The sequence below is a fragment of the Streptomyces rectiverticillatus genome, from assembly GCF_013394065.1.
In the GTDB taxonomy this organism is placed as follows: Bacteria; Actinomycetota; Actinomycetes; order Streptomycetales; family Streptomycetaceae; genus Streptomyces; species Streptomyces rectiverticillatus.
The window spans coordinates 1,605,733-1,622,484 of the sequence record NZ_CP040752.1 but is presented as its reverse complement, the minus strand read 5'-3'; the positions used below and the strand labels follow the sequence as shown (position 1 = coordinate 1,622,484).

17 protein-coding genes and 1 tRNA gene are annotated in these 16,752 nt (G+C 72.7%); 8 read left to right on the top strand and 10 right to left on the bottom strand.

Annotation, left to right across the window (positions count from 1 at the left end; all coding sequences use genetic code 11):
* Window positions 1-44 precede the first annotated feature (44 nt).
* Entirely contained in the window at window positions 45-455 is a 411-nt protein-coding gene (locus FGW37_RS06810) for a (2Fe-2S) ferredoxin domain-containing protein (protein ID WP_179080230.1), read from the bottom strand.
* A gap of 57 nt (window positions 456-512) precedes the next feature.
* On the opposite strand from FGW37_RS06810, the gene ddaH reads away from it, so the two are divergent.
* The gene (gene ddaH / locus FGW37_RS06805) at window positions 513-1,298 is read left to right on the top strand and encodes a dimethylargininase (RefSeq protein ID WP_179080229.1); all 786 of its coding nucleotides are present in this window, start codon (window positions 513-515) and stop codon (window positions 1,296-1,298) included.
* Between the two features lie 28 nt (window positions 1,299-1,326).
* Here the strand turns inward: ddaH and FGW37_RS06800 are convergent, their stop codons facing one another.
* From FGW37_RS06800 to FGW37_RS06780, 5 genes are all read right to left on the bottom strand, one after another.
* Entirely contained in the window at window positions 1,327-2,721 is a 1,395-nt protein-coding gene (locus tag FGW37_RS06800; RefSeq protein ID WP_179080228.1) for a ferritin-like domain-containing protein, read from the bottom strand.
* A 2-nt stretch (window positions 2,722-2,723) separates the two neighbouring features.
* The gene (locus tag FGW37_RS06795) at window positions 2,724-3,539 is read right to left on the bottom strand and encodes an HvfC/BufC N-terminal domain-containing protein (protein ID WP_179080227.1); all 816 of its coding nucleotides are present in this window, start codon (window positions 3,537-3,539) and stop codon (window positions 2,724-2,726) included.
* Complete coding sequence (gene bufB, locus FGW37_RS06790) at window positions 3,529-4,401, bottom strand: MNIO family bufferin maturase (protein WP_218650573.1); 873 nt, start codon at window positions 4,399-4,401, stop codon at window positions 3,529-3,531. Before bufB ends, FGW37_RS06795 begins: the two co-directional genes overlap by 11 nt.
* Window positions 4,398-4,868, bottom strand: coding sequence for a hypothetical protein (locus tag FGW37_RS06785; RefSeq protein WP_179080226.1), 471 nt, complete (start codon window positions 4,866-4,868; stop codon window positions 4,398-4,400). Before FGW37_RS06785 ends, bufB begins: the two co-directional genes overlap by 4 nt.
* A 215-nt stretch (window positions 4,869-5,083) precedes the next feature.
* Window positions 5,084-5,168: transfer RNA gene (locus tag FGW37_RS06780), tRNA-Leu, on the bottom strand.
* Between the two features lie 234 nt (window positions 5,169-5,402).
* On the opposite strand from FGW37_RS06780, the gene FGW37_RS06775 reads away from it, so the two are divergent.
* The 3 genes from FGW37_RS06775 (at window position 5,403) to FGW37_RS06765 (ending at window position 8,194) form a co-directional block, all read left to right on the top strand.
* Complete coding sequence (locus tag FGW37_RS06775; RefSeq protein ID WP_179080225.1) at window positions 5,403-6,746, top strand: M20/M25/M40 family metallo-hydrolase; 1,344 nt, start codon at window positions 5,403-5,405, stop codon at window positions 6,744-6,746.
* 141 nt (window positions 6,747-6,887) lie between these two features.
* Entirely contained in the window at window positions 6,888-7,121 is a 234-nt protein-coding gene (locus tag FGW37_RS06770) for a chaplin (protein WP_179080224.1), read from the top strand.
* A 155-nt stretch (window positions 7,122-7,276) separates the two neighbouring features.
* On the top strand, window positions 7,277-8,194 hold the full coding sequence (locus FGW37_RS06765) for a chaplin (RefSeq protein ID WP_179080223.1): 918 nt from the start codon (window positions 7,277-7,279) through the stop codon (window positions 8,192-8,194).
* A gap of 72 nt (window positions 8,195-8,266) precedes the next feature.
* Here FGW37_RS06765 and FGW37_RS06760 read toward each other — a convergent pair whose 3' ends face one another.
* Complete coding sequence (locus FGW37_RS06760; RefSeq protein WP_058045136.1) at window positions 8,267-8,455, bottom strand: DUF5703 family protein; 189 nt, start codon at window positions 8,453-8,455, stop codon at window positions 8,267-8,269.
* A 47-nt stretch (window positions 8,456-8,502) separates the two neighbouring features.
* On the opposite strand from FGW37_RS06760, the gene FGW37_RS06755 reads away from it, so the two are divergent.
* On the top strand, window positions 8,503-9,306 hold the full coding sequence (locus FGW37_RS06755; protein WP_179080222.1) for a hypothetical protein: 804 nt from the start codon (window positions 8,503-8,505) through the stop codon (window positions 9,304-9,306).
* 45 nt (window positions 9,307-9,351) lie between these two features.
* Here the strand turns inward: FGW37_RS06755 and FGW37_RS06750 are convergent, their stop codons facing one another.
* Both FGW37_RS06750 and FGW37_RS06745 read right to left on the bottom strand, forming a co-directional pair.
* Window positions 9,352-11,625 carry a helix-hairpin-helix domain-containing protein gene (locus FGW37_RS06750; protein WP_179080221.1) on the bottom strand — a complete coding sequence of 758 codons (2,274 nt, stop codon included), beginning with the start codon at window positions 11,623-11,625 and terminating at the stop codon, window positions 9,352-9,354.
* Window positions 11,622-12,605 carry an aldo/keto reductase gene (locus FGW37_RS06745; protein WP_179080220.1) on the bottom strand — a complete coding sequence of 328 codons (984 nt, stop codon included), beginning with the start codon at window positions 12,603-12,605 and terminating at the stop codon, window positions 11,622-11,624. Before FGW37_RS06745 ends, FGW37_RS06750 begins: the two co-directional genes overlap by 4 nt.
* A 196-nt stretch (window positions 12,606-12,801) precedes the next feature.
* Here FGW37_RS06745 and FGW37_RS06740 point away from each other — a divergent pair, with 196 nt between their 5' ends.
* On the top strand, window positions 12,802-13,851 hold the full coding sequence (locus FGW37_RS06740; RefSeq protein ID WP_179084547.1) for an LLM class F420-dependent oxidoreductase: 1,050 nt from the start codon (window positions 12,802-12,804) through the stop codon (window positions 13,849-13,851).
* A 232-nt stretch (window positions 13,852-14,083) separates the two neighbouring features.
* Window positions 14,084-14,872, top strand: coding sequence for a ferritin-like domain-containing protein (locus tag FGW37_RS06735; protein WP_179080219.1), 789 nt, complete (start codon window positions 14,084-14,086; stop codon window positions 14,870-14,872).
* A 48-nt stretch (window positions 14,873-14,920) separates the two neighbouring features.
* Here the strand turns inward: FGW37_RS06735 and FGW37_RS06730 are convergent, their stop codons facing one another.
* Window positions 14,921-15,913: a magnesium and cobalt transport protein CorA gene (locus FGW37_RS06730; protein WP_179080218.1), complete on the bottom strand. Its 993-nt coding sequence runs from the start codon at window positions 15,911-15,913 to the stop codon at window positions 14,921-14,923.
* 104 nt (window positions 15,914-16,017) lie between these two features.
* Here FGW37_RS06730 and FGW37_RS06725 point away from each other — a divergent pair, with 104 nt between their 5' ends.
* On the top strand, window positions 16,018-16,722 hold the full coding sequence (locus FGW37_RS06725) for a histidine phosphatase family protein (protein WP_179080217.1): 705 nt from the start codon (window positions 16,018-16,020) through the stop codon (window positions 16,720-16,722).
* Window positions 16,723-16,752 lie beyond the last annotated feature (30 nt).

Genomic DNA, 16,752 nt, shown 5'->3' with positions numbered 1-16,752 from the left:
AGGCGGGGCGGCCGGAGGAGCGTAAGGAGGAGCGGCCCGCGGGCCTACTCCTCCACGCCCTGCCCCACCCGCCGCGACACCGTGAACGCGTACAGGTCCAGCACCCCGGGCGGCTCCGCCAGCCCCGGCCCGCCCGCCCGTATCCAGTCCGCCACGTCCGCGAGCACGTCGTCGTCGTTGACGAGCCCGAGCCACACGGGCCGCCCGCCGGCCGCCCGCCCCGCCGCCGACGGCTGCACGACCACCACGTTCGCCTGGTCGCAGACGTCCAGGCACTCGGAGGCCCGCACCTGGGCGGCATCGCCCAGCGCCTTCCGCAGCCGCGGGATCTGCCCGGCGTGGTCGACCCCCGGCACCTTCCGCGGATCGCCGCAGCAGCAGCCGCGGCAGACGGTGACGCGGCAGGGGGCGGAGGCGGTTGCCGGCTTCGGGCGGCGGGAATGGTTGGTGATCATCAGCCAGATGATACGCACGGGCCCCTGCGGTCCGGCCGTCATGGAGAGGAAGCCCACGTGCCCGGCATCACCGCTCTCGTACGCCGCCCCGGCCCCCGCCTCGCCGAAGGCCTGGTGACCCACCTCGCGCGCACGCCCGTGGACCCCGCCCTCGCCCTGCGGCAGTGGCACGGCTACACGGCGACCCTGCGCGACCACGGCTGGCGGACCGTCGAGGTCCCGCCCGCCGACGACTGCCCGGACGCCGTCTTCGTCGAGGACGCCATGGTCGTCTTCCGCAACGTCGCCGTCGTGGCACGCTCCGGAGCCCCCTCGCGCCGCGCCGAGGCGGCGGCCGCGGAACAGGTCGCCGCGGAACTCGGCCTCTCCCTCAACCGCATCCGCGAACCCGGCACCCTCGACGGCGGCGACGTCCTCAAGACCGGCGACACCGTCTACGTAGGCCGGGGCGGCCGCACCAACGCGGAGGGCGTGCGCCAACTGCGGGCCGTCCTGGAACCGCTGGGGGCACGCGTCGTACCCGTGCCCGTCAGCAAGGTCCTGCACCTGAAGTCGGCGGTCACCGCCCTCCCCGACGGCACGGTCATCGGCTACGAGCCCCTGGTCGGCACGCGGTCCCTCTTCCCCCGCTTCCTTCCCGTCCCCGAGGAGCCGGGAGCCCACGTCGTCCTCCTGGGAGGCGACCGCCTCCTCCTCTCGGCCGGCGCCCCGAGGACCGCGGACCTGCTCGCGGACCTCGGGTACACGCCGGTCCCGGTGGACATCGGCGAGTTCGAGAAGCTGGAGGGATGCGTGACGTGCCTGTCCGTCCGGCTGCGGGGGATACCGCTGCGCGGCGCCTGAAGCGCGGCCGGCTCAGCCCTCGGCCGGCTCAGCCCTCGGCGGGCGGTACCTCCAGCTCGAAGTCGGGCAGCAGACGGATCTGCCGCTCGACGCCGTCGTCGCCGCCGAGCTCCGGATAGAACGCGGTCACCTCACGACAGAGGGCGGCCAGGTCCTCCTGCGGCTTCCAGAACTGCCGGATGGAGGCCTTTCCCTTCTTCTGACCGGTCTTCATCGACGCCGTCCGGACCGTGAACGCGTGGTGCTGGAAGGGCGGCCCGGCGTTCACGGTCCCCACGCTCTTGTCCTTGAGGTCGCCGTCCTTGAACGGCGTGCGCATCAGGAGGTCGGCGATCGGGTACAGCACGCCCTGCATGGCGGCGATGAAGCCCCGCTCGTAGCCGTACCGTTCGTCCGGCCGGAACGACTGGGTCCCGTCCACGGTCGTGCGCGTCAGGTAGATCTTGTCGAGCAGCGCCAGCACGTAGCAGTAGGCCGCGTTGGACAGGACCATCAACCTCCGCACCGGGACGTCGTTGACCTGCTCGATCGTCGGGTTGTCGATGACCGGCCAAATGACCTCGGGGCTGTCGATGGTGTATTTCTCCTGGCCGTTGTCGTCCTTGACGACACCGACGCCGTCCACTCCGTGCCGGATGCGGACGAACTTGGTGTAGTGGGAATCCTCCGTCCTGCGGTGCTCCCCGATCAGAGGGGGAGGGTAGATCGGGTCGATGTGGCCCCTGTCGTGCGGTGCGCCCTCACCCTGCTCGACGATGACCTTCAGCGCGGCGAGCGCGGTCTTCTCGTCGGTGACCAGCAACGGTTGCTGCGCGCCCCCGTTCTGGTTCCAGTACCCGCGGTGGTACTGGAGCTGCCACAGGTTGTTCGCGGCGAGGTCCGCCCATTTGATCTGTTCCTTCCCTGCCGCCGGCGTGCTCAGGTAGGTGATGCCGTCCTCGATGTACTTGTAGAACTCCCCGAGTGAGTGGTAATCGACGACATGGACCGCCTCGGCCGGCTTCTGCTCCGACTCCGGGAGCTCGACGTCCATGAACGTCTGGACCTGCGCGCTGGACAAGCGCCGCAGACTCAGCATCAGCTCGGGAATCCGGTGAGCCATCGGCGCCGGATACGTGGGCACGGACTTCTCCGCGTAGACCCGGAAGTCGTCGCCGCGGCCGATCGCGACCAGCACGTTCCGGGCGAGGGCCATGTGCTGCATCTCTTCGATGACCACGCCGATCAGATCGCTCTGGGCCGACTTCCCCAGGGCCCACTGCGAATAGCCGCGCGTCTTCATCGAGTACGCCGCGTACAGGTACATCGGCACGGTGGAGAGTTCCACGTACGCGGCCGCACACAAGTGCGCACTCAGTTCGTCCAGCGTCTCGATCCTCCCGCTCCGGGGCTTCGTGACCGCGAGCGACGGCGTGCTGTTCATGGCTACTCCGTTCGGGGAAGGTGGTTCGGGCAGGTCACGAGCAGGTGCCGGGCCGTCCAGTCCGCCAGCCACGCGCGCGCCGTACCGGGCGGCGTTCCGTCCAGCGCCTCCCGCCGGGGGACCCCGCGCACCAGCGCGTCGAGAACCCGGTGGGCGGCCGGGGCGAGCTCGTGGGCCATCACCCTGTAGTCGCGACGCGCCAGTGCCAGGAAGGCCGCCCGCGGCTCCGGGGGCGCGGGGTCCTCGCCCCTGCGTACCGCTGCCACATAGAGGTGTACGGGGGCGCAGGTGCGCAGCAGCGTCAGCCCGGGGGCCGGGCCGGGTTCGCAGGCGGTGTGTCTGCCGGTGTGCCTGCCGTTGGCGGGTTCGCAGGTTTCCTCCGGACCCGGCCCGTCCAGGACCTCGGTGAACGCCCGCTCGTACCGCACCACGTCGATGAGCAGGTCGATCCACGCCTCACGGGACGTGCCGGGAGCGGTGTCCGGGCGGGTGCGCCGCAGGTGGCCGGCGAAGCCCGCGTCGAGACGGGTCAGGGTGGGGGAACGCGGCGGCCGGGCGTCCAGGTAGTCCAGTGCGAACTGGTCGAAGATCTCCTGGCCGAGCAGCTTGACCGCCCCCGGGTGCAGATCGCGCATGGTGCCCAGCAGCCGCAGCCGGTAGCCGTTCCGGTAGACGCCCAGCCGTTCGCGCGCGGTGAGCCCGGAGGAGCCGGTGAACACCTCCTCGGGAGGGCGCGGGCCCGTTCCGTACGGGTCCAGGATCGCGGCCTGCATCAGCCGCTGCACCGCCGCCAGGCCGTCCTCCGGCTCATCCGCCACCGGCCACCGCCCGCGCCGTGTCGAGCTCGGCCAGCAGCTCGGGGAAGGCCGGCAGCTTGTCGTCCCGCTCCAGGAGCGTCGGAACGCCGCCGCCCGTCAGCTCCACGGCCAGCCGGTACAGCTCCCACACCGGCTCGGCCACGGGGGCGTCGTGGGTGTCGATGATGTGGCTGCCGTAGTGGGTGTGCCCGGCCAGGTGCATCTGGACCACGCGCTCGTGCGGCAGGGCGCGCAGGTACTCCACCGGGTCGAAGTCGTGGTTGAACGCGGAGACGTGGACGTTGTTGACGTCGAGCAGCAGTCCGCAGTCCGCCTCGTCGGCCATGCGCGCCAGAAACTCCCACTCGGTGAGGGTGGAGGCGCGGAAGCCCACGTAGCTGCTGGGGTTCTCCAGCACGAGCGGGCGCTCCAGGACGTCCTGCACGATGCGGACGCGCCGGACGACGTGGGCCAGCGACTCCTCGGTGAAGGGCAGCGGCAGCAGGTCGTGGGTGTTGAGGCCCAGGACGCCGGTCCAGCAGACGTGGTCGGACACCCACAGCGCGCCCACGTCGTCGGCGAGGCGCTTGAGCCGGTGCAGATAGTCGTGGTCGAGCGGGTCCGTGCTGCCGATGGACAGGGACACGCCGTGCAGCACGAGGGGATACGCGTCCGCGATCTCGTCCAGCGATCGGCGCCGGGCGCCCTGCGAGTACAGGAAGTTCTCCGAGATGATCTCGAAGAATCCGACCGGCGGCCGGTGCGCGCGGATGTAGGGGAGGTGGGGGCTGCGCAGCCCGAGGCCGAAGCCGGGGCGCCCGGAGGGGCCCGTCCGGGCACCGGGCGGGGCGGGGGCCGTCACCGCCCGCCGCGCCTCGGTCACGCCCCCGCCCCCGCGCCGGGCACATCATGGGGGCCGTAGTCGTCGTACTGAGGCAGGCAGTCGTCGTCGATCCCCTCGCCGGGAGACGGGCCGAACGCCTTGCCGGCCGCGTACATCCGGGCCTCGAAGAGCCTGCGGGCCTGCTTCCAGACGCTCCTGCCCTTCAGCGGGCCCGCGGAGAACACACGGCTCTTGTTGATCGGGCTGGCGCAGCTGCCGTTGTAGCGGCACTCCTGCTCGCCGGGGTGGAACTGCGCGTAGTCGCCCCCGGCGTAGCCGCACCCGCCCTGTCCCCGGCACTCGCCCTCGCCGTGGCACACGTGCTGCACGGTCGCGCAGGTACCCGTGCCCGCCATCGTGGCCTCGCCGCTGACGTCGAGCCCCTGGCAGGAGTTCAGGCCCATGCAGACGTGGAGTTCCCGGGGGGACGGGATGGGGGCGCCGCCCTGGTTCGGTTCAGCAGTCACCGTCACTCGCTCCTTTCGCTCACCGCGTGGTGGAGATGTGCGACCCCACACGGTGGCAGGGCGGACCGCGAGCGCGGGAGGGAGAGAACGGGCCATGCGGGACATCCGGCCACGAGCGCCGGCCCGGGGCCCCGGCCGGGGCAAGCAGCCGGAAAGCGACCGGGAAAGCAACCGGGAAAGCAAAAAGGCCCCAGTTCAACTGGGGCCTTAGCCTGTGTCCGAGGGGGGACTTGAACCCCCACGCCCGATAAAGGGCACTAGCACCTCAAGCTAGCGCGTCTGCCATTCCGCCACCCGGACTAGGTGTTTTTCGCCTTCCGGGCCGTTGCCCTTCCGACGAGGAAAACAATACCAAAGATCTGGGGGTGCTCGATCACGTGGCCGGTCGAGCGGCTCCCGGCCGGTGTGGCGGGCGGATGTCGGCAGCATTGCGGCCTTGGGCTGCGGCGGCCGGAGAGAGAGGATGGCGGAGGACCCACGCCGTGGGCCGCCCTCAGCGGGGCGGCGCACGGCAGCGAACCAGGAGGAGGCAGCGTGAGCGAGTCGAAGCCGGCCGGGGCCGGGGCGGGCAAGGGCGGCGGGGGCGGCGAGGACGAGGTCGTCGACCTCTGCCGCGATCTGATCCGGATCGACACCAGCAACTACGGCGACCACTCCGGGCCGGGCGAGCGCGCCGCCGCCGAGTACGTGGCGGAGAAGCTCGCCGAGGTCGGGCTCGAACCGCAGATCTTCGAGTCCCACAAGGGGCGCGCCTCGACCGTGGCGCGGATCGAGGGCGAGGACCCCTCACGGCCGGCGCTGCTCATCCACGGCCACACCGACGTCGTGCCGGCCAACGCCGCCGACTGGACCCATCACCCCTTCGCGGGCGAGATCGCGGACGGGTGCCTGTGGGGCCGTGGCGCGGTGGACATGAAGGACATGGACGCGATGACCCTCGCGGTCGTCCGCGACCGCATGCGCACGGGCCGCAAGCCCCCGCGCGACGTGGTGCTCGCCTTCCTCGCGGACGAGGAGGCGGGCGGCGTCTACGGCGCGCGCCACCTGGTGGACAAGCACCCCGGGCTCTTCGAGGGCGTGACCGAGGCGATCGGCGAGGTCGGCGGCTTCTCCTTCACGGTCAACGAGAACCTGCGGCTCTATCTGATCGAGACGGCCCAGAAGGGCATGCACTGGATGCGGCTCACGGTCGACGGCACCGCCGGCCACGGCTCGATGACCAACAAGGACAACGCGATCACGGAGCTGTGCGAGGCGGTCGGCCGGCTGGGGCGGCATGAGTTCCCGGTCCGGATGACCAAGACCGTGCGCTCCTTCCTCGACGAGCTCTCCGACGCCCTCGGCACGCCGCTCGACCCCGAGGACATGGAGACGACGCTCGCCAAGCTCGGCGGCATCGCCAAGATGATCGGCACCACGCTGCGCAACACCGCCGCCCCGACCATGCTGGGCGCGGGATACAAGGTCAACGTCATCCCGGGACAGGCCACGGCACACGTTGACGGAAGGTTCCTGCCGGGGTACGAGGAGGAGTTCCTCGCCGACCTCGACCGCATCCTCGGCCCGCGGGTCCGGCGCGAGGACGTGCACGCGGACAAGGCGCTGGAGACGAGCTTCGACGGCAAGCTCGTCGACGCCATGCAGTCGGCCCTGAAGGCGGAGGACCCGATCGCCCGCGCCGTGCCGTACATGCTCTCGGGCGGCACGGACGCGAAGTCCTTCGACGACCTGGGCATCCGGTGCTTCGGTTTCGCGCCGCTGCAGCTACCGCCGGAGCTGGATTTCGCGGGGATGTTCCACGGCGTCGACGAACGAGTGCCCCTGGAAGGCCTGAAGTTCGGCGCACGCGTTCTCGACCGGTTCCTCGATCAGTGCTGAAACCGGGCCTAAATTCCGTAAATTTGTGCCGAGTTAACCGTAACGAGTGAATGATCTGAGGGTTGCGTAGCCCGATTACCTCCTCGTCGTTACAGGTGTGCGGTCCGCGGCTGGGACCGCATTGCCAACAAGGAGGAATCCATGATCAAGAAGGTCGTCGCTTCCGCGGCCGTTACCGGTGGTCTCGTGCTCGCGGGTGCTGGCCTGGCCGCTGCGGACTCCGGAGCCCAGGGGGCCGCCGTGAACTCGCCCGGCGTGATCTCCGGCAACGTCATCCAGGCTCCGGTCCACGTGCCCGTGAACGCCTGCGGCAACTCGATCAACATCGTCGGGCTGCTCAACCCCACGTTTGGCAACACCTGCGTCAACAGCTGACGTCGTGCCTCAACCCGTAAGGGTCTGACATGGGCGGCTCCGGAGTGACTTGCGTGCGCTCCGGAGCCGCCCGGGCTTTCGACACGTGAGCATGTGGGGACTTTGTCCCTATTGCTGGCGTGTATCCGTATAGCGCAAGCAGAGAGGCAGGACTCATGCGACAGGTCACTAAGAAGGGCCTGATCACTGCAGCGGCGGCGAGTGGCGTACTCGCGGCCGTGACCGGCAGCTACGCCCAGGCGTCGTCCGGGGCCGGAGGCCACGCGGCGAACTCGCCCGGTGTGGCCTCGGGCAACACCGTCCAGGTCCCGGTCCACGTGCCGGTGAACGCCTGCGGCAACACGGTGAACGTGATCGGGGCGCTCAACCCGGCCTCGGGCAACACGTGCGCCAACGGCGGACACCACGGTGGCGGACACCACCAGGGTGGCGGGCACGGCGGCAAGGGCAACGGCGGCGGGAACCACGGGCACGGCGGTAACGGCGCCCACGGTGCCTCCACCGACTCGCCCGGTGTGGCCTCGGGCAACACCATCCAGGTGCCGGTCGAGGTGCCGGTCAACGCCTGCGGCAACAGCGTCAACGTCGTCGGCGTGGGCAACCACACCACGGGCAACAAGTGCGCCAACGTGGGCGGGGGCGACGGTCACGAGTGGCCGGGCCACCCGGGCAATCCCGGTCACCCGGGCAAGCCCGGTCACCCCGGCGGGCACGACGGCACCCACAAGCCGCCGCACCACAACCCGCCCGGTGGGGACCACGGCCACAAGCCGCCGACGGACCACTCGTCGGACCACCACAAGCCGGGCGGTCACACCCCGGGCAAGGACAAGCCGGCCGACCACACCCCCGCCGGGCACAAGCCCGCGCGGACGGACGCCGCGCACACCCCCGCCCCCGAGGTGAAGGCCGAGCACAAGGCGGCCCCCGCCGCGCCCACCGGTCCGGCGGCCAAGGCCGTCGAGCTCGCGCACACCGGCGCGGGCCAGCTGGGCATGGCCGGCGCCGCCAGCGCCGGTCTGCTGCTCGGCGGCGCGGTCATCTACCGCCGCGCGCGTGCCGGGCAGAACTGACCCGGATCATCCGGTAGCGGTTCGCACAGCACGGAGCGGGTCCCGCGACGCGGGACCCGCTCCGTCTGCGTGTCACCAGGTGGCGCGCACCTGGCGGATGATCCTGCGGCGCAGCCGCACCTTGCGGCTGCCGTCGGGGTAGAGGCGCAGTCGGTCCAACTCCCAGTGTCCGTACTCGGCGTGGTCGGTCAGCAGGCGTGTGGCGGCACCCCGGGAGACCCCCCGCGGCACATACACATCACAGAATTCGTATTCCGGCATCGCATCTATTGTGCGGGAACGGGCCCGGTGCGGATAGCGTCTGCACTATGTCTGATGCTGCGCAGCCATCCGCTGCCGAGGTACGCGCCGCCGCCGAGGCGGTCAAAGCCGCTCTGGACCGCCACCTCGACGCCGTCGAACGCCGGTCGGGGGAGGACGACCCGGCCGTCTACGCCGCGTTCAACGAGCTGGCCGCGACAGCCGAGGCGTACGACGAGCTGCTCTACGACTCCTACGACGAGGTCACCCCCTTCGAGATCCCCGGGGACGACACCCTGCCCGCCTACGCGGGCCCGGAGGAGCCGAGCGCACTCAGCCTCCTGATCCGCAGGGACTATGCGGTGGTCGAGCCGCAGCGGCTCCTCGCCCAGGCCCAGCGCGTGGCCGACCTCGATCCCGACGCCGACGCACCGGCCGGGCCCGCGGGGGCGGCCGCCGTGGGCAACGTGGGCGGCAGCGTGCACGCCGCGCTCGGTGTGATCTTCGGTGAGTACGAGCCGGACGAGATCGCCTCGCGGCACAAGGAATTCGGCCTGGAGGAAGGCGACTCCACGCTCTGGGTCACCGCATCGGACGAGCCCGCCGAGCCGGGGGAGTGGCTGTCGGCGCCCTTCGAGCAGGCCGACCCGCAGCGGGTGATCTGCCGCTTCGACGTCAGCGCGGTCTTCGACGAGGACCTGGACGGCGATGACGACGACAGTGATGACGACGGCGACGACGGCGATGATGGCGACGACGACGGCATCGACGATGACGGCATCGACGACGACGTCATGGACGACGATGCCGTGGACGGGGCCCCGGGGAGCGGGGCCGGCGGCGGTGCGCCGCCCTCGTCCACGAAGCCCTGACCCGCTCCGGGCCCGGCGGATGCCCGGGCCCGGAACAGGGCGACCTCACTCGGACGGGCGGCCCTGGGCCTGCAGCAGCGCCCGCAGCCGGGTCGTCCGCTCCTTGGCCGGGACCTCCGCGACGGCGCGGGGCAGTGCCTGGTCCACGCCGTGCACGACGGACAGGTGCCGCTCGGCCCGGCCGAACGCCGTATAGATCCACGAGCGCGTCAGCGTGGAGGCCGCATCGCCCGGGAGGACGACCACGGCCGCCGGCCAGCGCGTACCGGCCGCCTGGTGGGCGGTGACGGCCCAGCCGTGGCGCACGGCCTCGGCCACGCGCTCCCGCGGGACGAGGACGGGGGAGCCCCCGCAGTCCAGCCGGAGCCCCTCCGGCTCCGCTCCGGTCACCGTGCCGGGGAGCATCCGGCCCGGCGCCGGGACGTACGCCACCCGGTCACCCGGGTCGAAGCCGCCGAACCGGCCGGGGCCGGGGTTCAGCCGCTCCTTCAGCGCCGCGTTGAGCGCGCGGGTACCGGCGGGGCCGCCGTGGCCGGGGGTGATCACCTGGGTGTGCTCGGCGGGCACGCCGATGGCACGCGGGATGGAATCCGCCACCAGCTGCACCGTCCGGTGCACCGCCTCGCCGGGATCGCGCACCGGGACGATCACGACCTCCTTGCCGGGAGCCGCCGGCTGTGACAGCTCGCCGATGCCGATGCCCGACACCAGCTCGCCGACCGGGCCCTCGTCCGGCGTGCGCGAGACGACCGCGGGGCAGACGCGGGCAGCCACCACGTCCGCGAACACCCGGCCCGGGCCCGCGGACCACAGCACGGCCGGGTCGCCGCTCAGCGCCAGGCGGGTGCCGTCGGCGAGCGACTCCACGAGCATCGCGGCGGTCTCGACGTCGAGCTGGGGGGCGTCCAGGACGGCCAGCAGGTCGAGGGCGAGGGCGCCGTCCTCGTCCCGGCCGGGGCCCTCCGCGCCGGACAGCAGACCGGCCACCGTGACCACCGTGACCGCTTCCGGATCGCCCGTTGCGGCCAGGCGACGGCGGCCGTCCTCGGTGTGCACGGCGGCGTATGCGCGCAGGCCCAGGGAGCGGGCCGCGGCCACGAGGGCCGCCGGCTCGGCGCGGGCCGCCTCGCCGCCGCTGTGCGTGACGAGGCCGGCGGACGCGGCGGCGCGGATCAGCTCGGCGGCGGACGAGGAGGGGGCGGCGGCTGCCGCGGGCTCCCACTCCTCGGGGCCGGCCGTGAAGGTGCTGATCAGCCGGGCCAGGCCGTCGGCGAGGCTCTCCTCGGCCATGGCGCAGCGGTCCAGGCCCAGGAGCAGCCGGACCGGGACCTCCTCGTCCTCGCCCTGGGGAGCGGGGGCGCCCTGCGCGGGCTCCACGGCCTCCTGGAACACCAGGACCGTGCCCTCGGCGATGGCGGACTGCAGGGCCTCGTCCGGATCCGGCACGGCGTGGCGGGCCAGGGCCGCGCGCAGGGCCGGGGCCTCCAGGACCGTGTGCCCCTCGAGCGCGGCGCGCTCCAGCACCCGGCCGGTCAGGGCCCGGGCCCGGCGCTCGTCACCGGGGCCCGCCTCCGGGCCCAGCAGGGCGCGGGCGAACCCGTCCGCCTGCTCGGGCCGCACGCCCGGGACGGCCAGCAGCTGCCAGGGATCCTCGCGCAGGGCCTCGGCGGCCTGCTCGCCCAGGGCCTCGGCGACCGGGACGGCCAGCGACTCGGGGGCGCCGCCGGCGGCGAGCACCTCGCGCACGCCGGCGAGGCCTTCGGCGCCGATACGGGGGGCCGCGGCGGGGGCGGCCGCGGGGGTCGCCGGGCGGGGCGGGCGTGCGGGCGCGGCCTTGCGGGCGGGGCGCGGAGCCTCCGTGAAGAACGACGCCGCGGAGCGCTCTCCGCTCTCCACGGCCCGCACGGCCGCGGCGAGCGCTTCGGCGACGGCGCTCTTGGGAGCCCCCGGCGCGCCGGCAGGCTCCGCGGGGGCCACCGGCGAGCCCGGCTCCCTCTGCGCGGCTCGCGGCTCGCCCGGGTGCTCGGCGCTGCCACCCGGGGTGGTCCCGGGCTCGTTGTCGGGGGTGGGCGTGCCGCCGGATGCGGGGGCGTCCGGCTCTGCCCCGGAAGCGGTACCGGGGTGCTCGGCCTGTGTGTCACCGTCCGCCGGCGAGCCCTGCGGCTCGCCCGGGGGTTCGGTGCTGCCGTGCGAGGGCGTGGGCTCGCTCGTGGAAGGGGAGACCGGCTCCGTAACCCTCGCGGCTCCGTCGGCAGTCGTGTCCCCGCTTACGGCGTCGGCCGGATCCGCGGGGTCGCCGGCGCGGCGATCGGTGCTCACAGGGTGCTCCAGTCCTGATCGGGATAGCGGTGCACGGGCGCCGAGACATCGTCCAGCGCGCGGCAGATCTCGTCGGGAAGCGTAAGGCTCTCCACTGACAGCGTGGCCCTCAGCTGCTGTGCGGTGCGCGCGCCGACGATCGGGGCGACGACGCCGGGGCGGTCGCGGACCCAGGCGAGGGCGACTTTCAGCGCCGTCGTGGCGAGGCCGTCCGCGGCCGTGGCGACGGCGTCGACCACGCGGCCGGCGGTCTCGTCGAGGTAGGGGGCGACGAACGGCGCCAAGTGCTCGGAGGCGCCCCGGGAGTCGGCGGGGGTCGCGTGGCGGTACTTGCCGGTGAGCACGCCGCGGCCCAGCGGGGACGAGGGCAGCACCCCGATCCCGAGGTCGAGCGCGGCCGGCAGCACCTCCCGCTCGATGCCGCGCTGCAGCAGCGAGTACTCCATCTGCGTGCCGGCGAGCCGCGTGCGCACGCCGGGGGCGGCGAGCTGCCACGTGGCGGCCTTGGCGAGCTGCCAGCCGCAGAAGTTGGACACGCCGGCGTAGCGGGCGCGGCCGCTGGTGACGGCGATGTCGACGGCCTGCAGGGTCTCCTCGACGGGCGTGTGGGGGTCGAAGGCGTGGATCTGCCACAGATCCACGTGGTCCGTGCCGAGCCGCTCCAGGGAGGCGTCGAGCGCGGAGAGCAGATAGCCGCGCGAGCCGTCGAAGCGCCGGTCGGGGTCGGGGACGCTGCCGGACTTGGTCGCGATGACCAGGTCGCGGCGCGGCACGAGGTCCTCCATCAGCTGGCCGAGCAGATACTCGGCGGCGCCGTCCGCGTACACGTCCGCGGTGTCGACCAGGGTGCCGCCGGCTTCCCAGAAGGTCTTCAACTGCTCCGCCGCGCCGTTCTCGTCGGTGTCCCGGCCCCAGGTGAGCGTGCCGAGCCCGATCCGGGATACGCGCAGGCCCGTGCGGCCGAGATGCCTTAGCTCCATGAGCGCTGAGGTTACTGGCCGCGGCCCGCGCCGTGGCCGCCTGTGGACGACGCCCCGCGGCACCCCGTGGACCGCGCGCCGCGGACCCACTCCGGAGGGGGACGGCGGCCGGTCGGTGACGTACCCCGCGTCCGCGCGCTAAAGTCCCCGCAACAACGACGTTACTGATCGGTAAGGGGAGCCCGCCATGAGTGGAATGAGGCTGGGGATCAACCTCGGTTACTGGGGCGCCGGCATGGACGCCGACAACCTCGCCGTCGCCCGCGAGGCCGACCGGCTCGGCTACTCGGTCTGCTGGGCCGCCGAGGCCTACGGCTCCGACGCGGCCACCGTCCTGTCCTGGGTCGCCGCGCAGACCGAGCGCATCGACATCGGCTCGGGCATCTTCCAGATCCCCGCCCGCACGCCCACCATGACGGCGATGACCGCCGCGACCCTCGACTCGCTCTCCGGCGGCCGCTTCCGCCTCGGCCTCGGCGTCTCCGGCCCGCAGGTCTCCGAGGGCTGGTACGGCGTGCGGTTCGACAAGCCGCTCGCCCGCACCCGCGAGTACGTCGAGATCATCCGCAAGGCCATGTCCCGCGAGCGCCTCAGCCACGAGGGGGAGAACTGGACCCTGCCGCTCCCCGGCGGCCCGGGCAAGCCCATCAAGCTCACCGTCCACCCCGTCCGCGAGCGCATCCCGCTGTACATCGCCGCCATCGGCCCGAAGAACCTGGAGCAGACCGGCGAGATCGCCGACGGCGCCCTCCTCGTCTTCTTCGCCCCCGAGCACGCCGAGGAGACCACGCTCGGCGCGCTGCGCGCCGGCCGCGCGAAGGCCGGCAAGGAGCTGGAAGGCTTCGACGTCGTCCCGACCGTCCCCATGGCCGTGGGCGACGACGTCGACGGGCTGGCCGACCTCTTCCGCCCGTACACCGCGCTCTACGTCGGCGGCATGGGCAGCGCCAAGCAGAACTTCTACAACAAGCTCGCGCAGCGCATGGGCTACGAGAAGGCCGCCGCCGAGATCCAGGAGAAGTACCTCTCGGGCGACAAGGCGGGCGCCGCCGCTGCCGTCCCGCGCGACCTGATCGACTCCACCACCCTCATCGGCTCCGTGGAGCGCATCGCCGACCGCATGCAGGCCTACGCCGCCGCAGGCGTGACCACCCTGTCGCTCGCCCCGGCGGGCTTCACCCTGGACGAGCGGATCGCGAGCCTGCGGGCGGGCGTCGAGGCCCTGGAGCGCGCCGGCCTGGCGTGACGGACGAGCGGAACCGGGCGGCCGTGGTGGGGGCTCGGGGTGTCTTCCCCGCCACGGCCTGTACAGAGGACAACGCCCGTACGGGCGCCGGGTTACGCGCCTCGCACCGCCTTCGGCGTCGCGCATTCGGCCGAGTGGACGCCGCCCCCGATTGCCGCTTCCCCGGCATGGCACTTGACTCGGGTTTCACGGGACATACGCGAAATGCGCCGTGAATGGAGGTGTGTCCGTCATGCTCTCGGCCAGAAGTCTGTTCCAGGAGATCCTCGACGACGACGAGGCCTACCGGCTGTTCTGCTCCATCGCCGCCGGCGGTGAGGCGCAGGGCGGCTGGGAGAACGGCCGGATCGCCGCCCTCGTCCCCGAGGAACAGCGGGCCCTCGCACCGAAGATCGCCCGGCACGGCGCCGACGAGGACAAGCACGGCCGCATCTTCGAGGCCCTGCTGCGCAAACGCGGCCTCGCTCCGGCCCCGGTGCCCGCCGGCACCGACTACACGATGCTCCTCGAACGCCGCGGCGTCGGCCTGCCCCACGTCCTGCTCCGCGGCGAACGGCCGCTGACCGAGGAGGACATCGTCACCTACCTCGCGCACAGCCGCGTCACCGAACAGCGCGCCGCCGACCAGATGCGCATGCTCACCACGTACTTCGGGGACCACCCCGAGGTCGGCAAGGCGATCCGGATGATCGCCCACGACGAGGCCAACCACCTCGCGTACTGCCACGAGGAGCTGCTGCGCCTGGCGCGCGCCGGGCACCGCCGGACCATCCGGGCGGTGCTGCGGGAGAGCGCCCGCGCCGAGACCCGTGTCTACCGGGACGTGAGCCTGGCCGTCATGAAGCGCATGGGCGCCCTCCTGGGCTGGTCCCGGCCGAAGGCCCTCGCGCTCTCGCTCGGCATCCGGGCGCTGCACCGCTACGAGCAGCTCGTCGGCTGGCGGCGGATGGTCACCCTGCGCATGCCGCAGCGCCGCAACGCACTGGGCGGACCGGCGGAGACGGCGCCCGAGTTCGCCTGACGCGGCGGGACGGGGGCGGGTGCGCCGCCCCGGCCTCCGCCCGTGCCCTTACAGCCAGCCGCGCCGCTTGAACATCCGGTGCAGCCAGGCAACGAGCCCCGCCATCAGCAGGACGACCGCCGGATAGCCCCACGGCTGCCGCAGCTCCCACATGTGGTCGAAGTTCATCCCGTAGATGCCGGCGATCATCGTCGGGACCGCGGCCATCGCCGCCCACGCCGAGATCTTGCGCATGTCGTCGTTCTGCTGGACGCCCATCTGCGCGAGGTGGGCGGACAGTATGTCCGACAGCAGCCGGTCCAGGCCCTCGACCGACTCGTTCGCCCGCGTCAGGTGGTCGTTCACGTCGCGGAAGAAGGGCTGCGAGCGCTCGGGCACGAACGGCACGCCCGCGCCCGCCAGCCGCGCCATCGGATCGGCCAGCGGGGCCGAGGCCCGCCGGAACTCCAGCACTTGGCGCTTGAACGAGTAGATCCGCGAGGCGGTGTTCCTCGTGTCCCCGCCCAGCGGGGCGAACACCTCCGCCTCCAGCTCCTCCAAGTCCGCCTGGAGCTCGCCCGCCACCTCGATGTAGTGGTCCACCACCGCGTCGCACACCGCGTACAGCACCGACGTGGGCCCGTGCCGCAGCACCTCCCGCTCCTGCTCCAGCCGTTGCCGCACCTGCGCGAGCGGGCTGCCCTCGCCGTGCCGCACGGTCACGACGAAGGAGTCGCCGACGAACAGCATCAGCTCGCCCGTCGTGACGGTGTCCGCGTCGTCGTCGTACGTGACGGGCTTGAGCACCAGGAACAGCGAACCGTTGTAGACCTCCAGCTTGGGCCGCTGGTGGGCCTTGAGCGCGTCCTCCACCGCCAGCGGGTGCAGGTTGAACTCGCTGGTGATGAGGTCGAACTCCTTCTCCGTCGGCTCGTGCAGCCCGACCCACAGGAAGGAGTCTCCCGCGGCACGCGCCTCGTCGAGGGCGTCGGAGAAGTCGGCGGGGCCCTCGGAGCGGCACCCGTCCCGGTAAATAGCGCAGTCCACGATCACGCAGGGCATTTTGCCGCTGATCGCGCTTTCACACACGCCACCCGGCAGGAGCGGCGCGGAATCGTCCCGCGGGGCCGGACGGCCGCCGCGGGCACGGGATTAGGCTGGGCGCCATGCCCACGCTGATCCTGGTCCGGCACGGCCGGTCCACCGCCAACACCGGGGGAGTGCTCGCGGGACGGACCCCCGGCATCGCCCTGGACGAGCGCGGCACCACCCAGGCCGCCGCCCTCCCGGACCGGCTCGCGCAGGTACCCCTCGCCGCGGCCGTCACGAGCCCCCTGCAGCGCTGCCGCGAGACCCTGGCGCCCCTCCTCGCCGCCCGCCCCGGCCTGCCGCTGCACACCGACGAGCGCGTCGGCGAGTGCGACTACGGCGAGTGGTCCGGCCGCACCATCTCCGAACTCACGGCCGAACCGCTGTGGGAGGTCGTCCAGCGCCACCCGTCCTCCGCCGCCTTCCCGGGCGGCGAGTCCGTCCGGGAAATGCAGGCCCGCGCCGTCGACGCCGTCCGCGACTGGAACGACCGGATGGAGGCCGAGCACGGCCACGACGCCTGCTACGTCGTGTGCACGCACGGCGACATCATCAAGGCGCTCGTCGCCGACGCCCTCGGCCTGCACCTGGACCTCTTCCAGCGCATCGCCGTCGACCCCTGCTCCGTCACGGCCGTCCGCTACACCCGGCTGCGCCCCTTCCTGGTGCGCCTCGGCGACACCGGAGACCTGCGCGGCCTCGTGCCGCCCGAGGAGGCTCCCGCGCAGGCGCGGAGCCCCGAGACGGACGGTGTCGTGGGGGGCGGGGCGGGGGCACCGTGATCGTGCCGCGCAGTAGGGTGGTGGCGCGGC